This window comes from Nocardioides sediminis, assembly GCF_003047295.1.
In the GTDB taxonomy this organism is placed as follows: domain Bacteria; phylum Actinomycetota; class Actinomycetes; order Propionibacteriales; family Nocardioidaceae; genus Nocardioides; species Nocardioides sediminis.
On record NZ_PZYZ01000002.1, the window covers coordinates 867,401 to 874,289 of the forward strand.

Annotated in this window: 4 protein-coding genes and 1 tRNA gene; 3 read left to right on the top strand and 2 right to left on the bottom strand. The window is 70.8% G+C overall.

The features are described 5' to 3' along the window. The first annotated feature begins 59 nt into the window (after positions 1–59). Together DAI17_RS08915 and DAI17_RS08920 are read left to right on the top strand one after the other, a co-directional pair. On the top strand, positions 60–1,025 hold the full coding sequence (locus tag DAI17_RS08915; protein ID WP_159081433.1) for a GNAT family N-acetyltransferase: 966 nt from the start codon (positions 60–62) through the stop codon (positions 1,023–1,025). 64 nt (positions 1,026–1,089) lie between these two features. After that, positions 1,090–1,166, top strand: a tRNA-Ile gene (locus DAI17_RS08920). A 4-nt stretch (positions 1,167–1,170) separates the two neighbouring features. Here DAI17_RS08920 and DAI17_RS08925 read toward each other — a convergent pair. Both DAI17_RS08925 and DAI17_RS08930 read right to left on the bottom strand, forming a co-directional pair. Further along, positions 1,171–3,567, bottom strand: coding sequence for a response regulator (locus DAI17_RS08925; protein ID WP_107772494.1), 2,397 nt, complete (start codon positions 3,565–3,567; stop codon positions 1,171–1,173). 31 nt (positions 3,568–3,598) lie between these two features. Then, positions 3,599–5,056: a serine/threonine-protein kinase gene (locus DAI17_RS08930; protein WP_159081434.1), complete on the bottom strand. Its 1,458-nt coding sequence runs from the start codon at positions 5,054–5,056 to the stop codon at positions 3,599–3,601. Positions 5,057–5,145: 89 nt separating this feature from the next. On the opposite strand from DAI17_RS08930, the gene tyrS reads away from it, so the two are divergent. Continuing rightward, on the top strand, positions 5,146–6,411 hold the full coding sequence (gene tyrS / locus DAI17_RS08935; protein ID WP_234412402.1) for a tyrosine--tRNA ligase: 1,266 nt from the start codon (positions 5,146–5,148) through the stop codon (positions 6,409–6,411). Positions 6,412–6,889 lie beyond the last annotated feature (478 nt).

Here is a 6,889-nt window from a genome sequence, read left to right on the forward strand (position 1 = left end):
GTGGAGCATGTCACCCAATTCGGTGGCGGGCGACGGGTCGGCCGCGATCAGATGGGCGCATGGAGATCCGAGAGGCCGACGTCCACGACGACGCGACGACGCGCGCGTTCCACGACGTCGAGCAGGCGGCCGCCCGGCACGACCGACCGCACGCCCTGCTCCGGACGTACGACGCGCTGCTCAGCTCGTGGCGCAACCCGAGCGCCTACCACCGGCCCTCGCCCCTCGTGGCCGTCGTCGACGGGTCGGTCGTGGGCATCGCCGACCTGGGCTTCTCCCTCCAGGACAACACCCACCTCGCGGACCTCGAGATCTCGGTCCTGCCCACCCACCGGCGTCGCGGCATCGGCCACGCCCTGCACGAGGAGGCGACCCGGCGGCGCGTCGCCGAGGGACGTACGAGCGCCTGCGGCGAGGTGTACGCCGACCCCGGCTCCGACTCGCCCGGCCTCGCGTTCGCGACGGCGATGGGCTACCGCAGCGTGCACGTCGAGGACCACCTCCTTCTCCCGCTGCCGGCCACGCCACCCGAGGTCGACCCGGCCGGCTACGAGATTGTCACGTGGCGCGGACGCTGCCCCGACGAGCACGTGGAGGCCTACTGCGAGATGCGTACCCGGATGAACCACGACGTGCCCGTCGGAGAGCTCGACCTCGAGCCGGTGGAGATGACCGTGGAGCGGCTCCGGACGGGGGAGGAGCGCACCGGTCGCGCCTACGACTCGGTGGTGGCGGCTGCCCGGCGCACGAGTGACGGCGTGTTCGGCGGCTACTCGCTCACCTACCTGCCCCACGGCACCGACCACGCCATCCAGGACGACACGCTGGTCATGCCCGACCACCGGGGTCGGCACCTGGGGACGGCCCTCAAGGCGGCGACGCTCGCGATCGTCCGGGCCGAGCACCCGGAGCGCGTCGCGATCCACACCTGGACCGACCCGGACAACCACGCGATGTACCGCACCAACACGCGCTTCGGCTACCGCCCGGTCGAGCGCATGCACGAGGTGCAGCTCAAGGACTGACCGGGGACCGGCCGGAGCCGGTCACGCCCGGCCCCCGTCCGTTGCGTAGGCTCACCTCCGCCGCGGGGCGGTAGCTCAGTCGGTCAGAGCAGAGGACTCATAATCCTTGGGTCGTGGGTTCGAGCCCCACCCGCCCTACCAAGCATCACGACGCGGACGTCAGCCACCGCTCGCGATAGGCCCGGACTCCCGCCCGGGCCCGGTCCAGGGCGGTGCCCAGCCGGGGGAGCAGCGGCTCCGCGCCGTCCGTCGTGCCGGCGTCCCCCAGCGCCTCCAGCTCGCGCGCCAGCGTCGCCACCTCGGTGGCCCCGAGGTTCGCGGCCCCTCCGGCGAGCTTGTGCGCGTGGGCGCGCAGCGCAGCGGCGTCCCCGACCTCCACGGCAGCACGCAGGTCGTCCGCAGCGACGGCCGTGGTCTCCTCGAAGCGGCCGGTCACCCGCTCGAGGTACGACGTGTCCCCGGGGTCCATGTCGCGCAGCATGTCGAGTCGCGCGAGATCGAGGGCGCCATCGCCGTCGAACCACCGGGCCAGGGTGCGGTTCAGCTCGTCGAGGTCCACGGGCTTGGTGAGGAAGTCGTCCATCCCCGCCTCCAGGCACCGCTCGCGCTCACCGGCGACGGCGTTGGCCGTCATGGCGATGACGAGCGTCCGGTCGTCGTCGTCCTCCCGGGCACGCAGCGCCCGCGTCGCCTCGTAGCCGTCCATCCGCGGCATCTGCACGTCCATCAGCACCAGGTCGTACGACGTCCGCTCCAGCGCCTCGAGAGCGGCCAGGCCGTCCTCGGCGGTGTCGGCGGCGTGGCCCAGGGCGGACAGCATCCCGGTGGCGACGAGCTGGTTCACGTTGTTGTCCTCGACCACGAGGACACGCAGGGCCGTGGACGGTGCGGACGGCTCGGCCCGGTCGACGGGAGGGGTGGTGCCCGGTGCAGCCCCGCTCGCCGGACGGAGGACACCGCTGAACCAGAAGCTGCTGCCCATGCCGGGCGTGCTCGTGTAGGCGACGTCCCCGCCCATGGCCCGGGCCAGCTCCCGCGAGATGGCCAGCCCGAGGCCCGTGCCGCCGAACATCCGCGTGGTCGAGGAGTCGGCCTGCCGGAACGGCGCGAAGACGTCCGTCGTCGCCCGGTCGATGCCGATCCCGGTGTCGTCAACCCGGACCGTGAGCCGCCAGAGGTCACCGAGCCGGTGCACGCGCACGGAGGCGCGCACGCGGCCGGTCTCGGTGAACTTCACCGCGTTGGTGAGGAGGTTGGCCACGACCTGGCTCACCTTGGTCGGGTCTCCGCACAGCTCATCGGGGACGCCGGCGTCGTACGACACCTCGAAGTCGAGGCCCTTGGCGGCGGCGACCTCGCTGATCGGCCCGGCCACCTGGTCGAGGACGGCGCGCAGGTCGAAGTCGATCTCCTCGAGGACCACCCGGCCGGCCTCGATCTTGCTGAAGTCCAGGATGTCGTTGATGAGCGAGAGCAGCAGCTGTCCCGAGGTGCGGATGCCGTCCGCGAGCCGGCGCTGCTCCGGGTCGAGGTCCGTGCGCAGCAGCAGGTCGTTGAGGCCGAGGACGCCGTTGAGCGGCGTCCGGATCTCGTGGCTGACGGTCGCGAGGAAGTCGGACTTCTGCTGGGAGGCCATCATGGCGGCGTCGCGCGCCTCGGCGAGCGACAGCTCGGCGAGCTCGCGGGCCAGCACGTGCTCGAGCTGCTGCACGACGTGGTCGACCATCCGCTCGATCAGCTCGAAGCGCTCCAGCGGGGGCTTCGCGGTCATCACCCCGACCGCGTGCACCCGCCCCAGGTGCTTGATGGGGAAGGCCAGGGACACCCGCTCGTCGTCCCAGACCGGGACGCCGCGACGAGCAGCCCTGGTCGCCACCTCCCGCTCGCGTGCGGCGCGCTCGGGGTGTGCCTCGTCGTCGGCGATCTCGGCCTCGCGCTCCGCGGCGACGGGGTAGAAGCGGACGAGACCCTCGCCCTCGACGAGGAAGGCGACCGCCCGTTCCCAGTCCTCCATGAGGAGCAGGAGCTCGCGGCCGCGGCCCAGGATCTGCACGAGGCTGTTGGCGTCGTTGGCCGCGCTGGCCACGCCCTGGAGAAGGTCGTACTGCGAGACCTTGTCGGCCAGCTCGGTGCGCGCCTGCGTCAGCGCGGTCAGCGTCGCCCGGCGGTGCGAGTAGTCGCTGATGCGGTGCAGGACCCCGGTCAGCGTGCCGTCCTCGGCGCGCACGGCGCTCTCGCGGACGAGCACCCACAACGTGCTCCCGTCGCGGCGTACCCACTGGCACTCGACGTCGGTCGGGTTGAACCGTCCCTCCCGCAGGGCCTCGAGGTGGCCCCGGAACTGCTCGCGTCCCTCGTCGTCGAGGGTGTCCATGACGGTCAGCGAGCCCACGTCGGCCGGGTCGATGCCGTACATCTCGGCCACGGCCGCGTTGGCGTAGATCGTGCGGCCGGCGAGGTCGAAGACCCAGATCCCGTCCGGGGACTCCTCGACGATGCTGCGGTAGAGCGCATCGTTGATCCCGTTCCCGATAGCGGCCACGCCTTTACTGTAGGAGGGGGTGGTCGACGCGTCAGGCTTCCCCGGCGATCAGGTAGGTGTCGTCCTGCCGCACGAGCTGCAGCGACACGTCGTCGGACTGCTCCTGGCCGTTCTGCATCACGTAGTCGACCGTGTAGGTGACCGTCAGCGACTCGGGGTCGGCCTGCACGTCCCGCGGCGTCGCCGACTCGACCGTCCCCCAGAAGCCCGAGTAGCCGTCGAAGCCGTTGCTCGCCTCCTGGAACTCCGGGGTGAGCATCGCGTACGTCGCCTCCGGGTCCGAGGTCACGGTGGAGAGGTAGTCGGTGATGAACCGAGTCATCTCGCGCCGGGTCGCAGGCTGCGTGGCCTCCTCGGTGGGCGACTCCTCGCTGGGCTGGTCTGTGGTCTCCGACGGGCTCGGCGAGGGGCTCTGGGACGTCGTCTCGTCATCGGTGCCGGCGGTCGGCTGCTGCTCGTCGTCACCCTGCAGCAGCGCGACCAGGACGACGCCGACCAGCAGCACCGCCGCCGCACCGACGAGCCAGGGCAGCCACGAGCGGCGACGGGGTCGTGCGGACGCGGGCGTCGGGACCGGTCTGATCGTCTCCGTGCGCGGGGCAGCCTGCTCGACCGGCGGCTCGGCGGGCTGTTCCGCGGTCCGGTCGGCGGCCTCGACGGGCGGGGGCACCGGGACGGGCACCACCTGCGTGGGGGTCTCGCCCCGGCGCAGGGAGTCGAGGTGGTCGCGGACCTGCGCCATCGTCCAGCGCTGCTGCGGGTCGCGGACCATGGTGTGCTCCAGCACGGTGGCCATCGGCCCCGCGTCGGGCAGCCGCGGCGGGTCCTCGTTGACGATCTTGTAGAGCGCACCGATCAGGTTCTCGCCCACGTCGTACGGCGGTCGCCCGGCGAGGGCGTGGTACAGGCTCGCGCCGAGGGACCAGACGTCACTGGCGGCGGTCGCCGTGGAGCCGGAAGCGACCTCCGGCGCGAGGTAGGCGGGGGAGCCGGTCACGAGACCGGTCTGCGTCAGGCTGGGGTCGGCCTGCGCGCGGGCGATGCCGAAGTCGGTGAGCTTGGCCTGGTCCGTGCCGGTGACCAGGATGTTGGACGGCTTCACGTCCCGGTGGACGATGTCGTGGGCGTGGGCCTCGGCCAGCGCGTCGGCCGCCTGCCACATCAACGACGCCGCATCGGCGTGGTCGAGCTTCCCCAGCCGGCGGATCCGCTCGGAGAGGGTCTCGCCCTCGACGTACTCCATCACCAGCCACTGGTGGTCGTCCTCCACGACGAGGTCGTAGACGGCGACCACGTGCTGGTGGTTCAGCTTCGCGGCGAGCCGTGCCTCGCGCTCGGCCCGCGCCAGGTCGGGCGCGTCCGCGCCGGGGAGCATGCCGATCCGCTTGAGAGCCACCGGGCGGCCGAGGACCTCGTCGCGGCCGAGGTGCACGGCACCGGTGCCGCCACGACCGATCTCGCGCTCGAGGGTGTACCTGCCTGCGATCACGTCACGCCTTCCATCAGGGGAGATCTCACATGCTAGGCGTGGCCCCGGTCTGGCAGGCTGGGGGTGAACCCCCACCGGAAGGAACACGCGTGTCGACCCCGAACGTCCTCGACGAGCTGGAGTGGCGAGGCCTGATCGCCCACTCCACGGACCGCGACGCCCTGCGCGCCGCGCTGGACGAGGGGAGCGTCCGCTTCTACGTGGGCTTCGACCCGACCGCTCCGAGCCTGCACATGGGCAACCTCGTCCAGCTCGTCACCGCCCGCCGCCTCCAGGACGCCGGTCACACGCCGTACGTCCTCGTCGGCGGTGCGACCGGGATGATCGGCGACCCGAAGGAGTCGGGTGAGCGCACGCTCAACAGCCTCGACACGGTCAAGGACTGGACCGAGAAGGTGCGTGCCCAGGTCTCGGCCTTCGTCTCCGTCGACGGCCCCAACGCGGCGACGGTGGTGAACAACTACGACTGGACGGCGTCGCTGTCGGTCATCGACTTCCTGCGCGACATCGGGAAGCACTTCCCCGTCAACCGGATGCTGGCGCGCGACACGGTCAAGCGACGGCTCGACTCGGGGATCAGCTACACCGAGTTCTCCTACGTCCTCCTCCAGTCCATGGACTTCATGGCGCTCAACCGCGACCACGGCGTCACTCTCCAGTTCGGGGGGTCGGACCAGTGGGGCAACATCACCGGCGGCGCCGAGCTGGTCCGGCGGATGACCGGCAACCACGTGCATGCCTTCGCCACCCCGCTCGTGACCAAGGCCGACGGCACCAAGTACGGCAAGACCGAGGGCGGCGCCCTGTGGCTCGACCCGCACATGATGTCTCCGTACGCCTTCCACCAGTTCTGGCTCAACGTCGAGGACGAGAAGGCCGGCGAGATGCTGCGGGTCTTCACCTTCCTCCCTCGCGAGGAGATCGAGGCCCTCGAGAAGCAGACGGCCGACGAGCCATGGAAGCGCGCTGCCCAGCGTCGCCTCGCCGACGAGGTGACCACGCTCGTGCACGGGGCGGACGAGACGGAGCAGGCCAAGGTCGCCGCGGCCGCGCTGTTCGGGGGTGGCGACCTGCGCTCCATCAGTACGACGACTCTCGCCGCAGCCCTGCGGGAGGCCGGCAGCACGACCGTCGCGGCCGCCTCCATGCCGAACGTGGTCGACCTGTTCGTCGACACGGGCCTTGCCAAGAGCAAGGGCGACGCACGGCGGACGGTCTCCGAGGGAGGGGCCTACCTCAACAACGAGCGCGTCGAGGATCCCGAGCTGGTGCCCGGCGACGGCGACCTGCTCGGTGGCGAGTGGCTGGTGCTGCGCCGCGGGAAGAAGAAGTTCGCCGGCGTCCAGGTGCGTTGACGACGGTGGTGCCGACGGCCGATGGGGCCGGGATGTACCGCCGACACGCGCCGGATGACGCACAAACCGCCTCTGACCTGCGGAAACAATGTTGTGGCCGCTGTCACTCGTTTTCGATTTGCGCGCGGCGGGAGACCCGGTCTAATGTTTCACCTGTCGCCAGGGAGCGGCGGGGAGCAAGGCCAGAAGGCCGGGCTCCCGGCCCCAGGTAGACCACCCCGCACCACCTCGATCGAGGCGGCTCCAGCGCTAGACGCGGAGCAAACCAGATCGTAGCGCTGCGGATCAGGCGGAACAGCCCGAGATTTGCATCGCGGGAAATCCGCCGCCTACAGTTGGACAAGCCACCGCAGCTCGTAGCCGCAAAGGTTGCAGCACGGTAATGCGTCTGATGTTTGAGAACTCAACAGTGTGTCATAGTCGACGAATTAGTTTGTTATGCCCCGTTGACACTGGATTTTGGTTTGGTGTCGCGGTT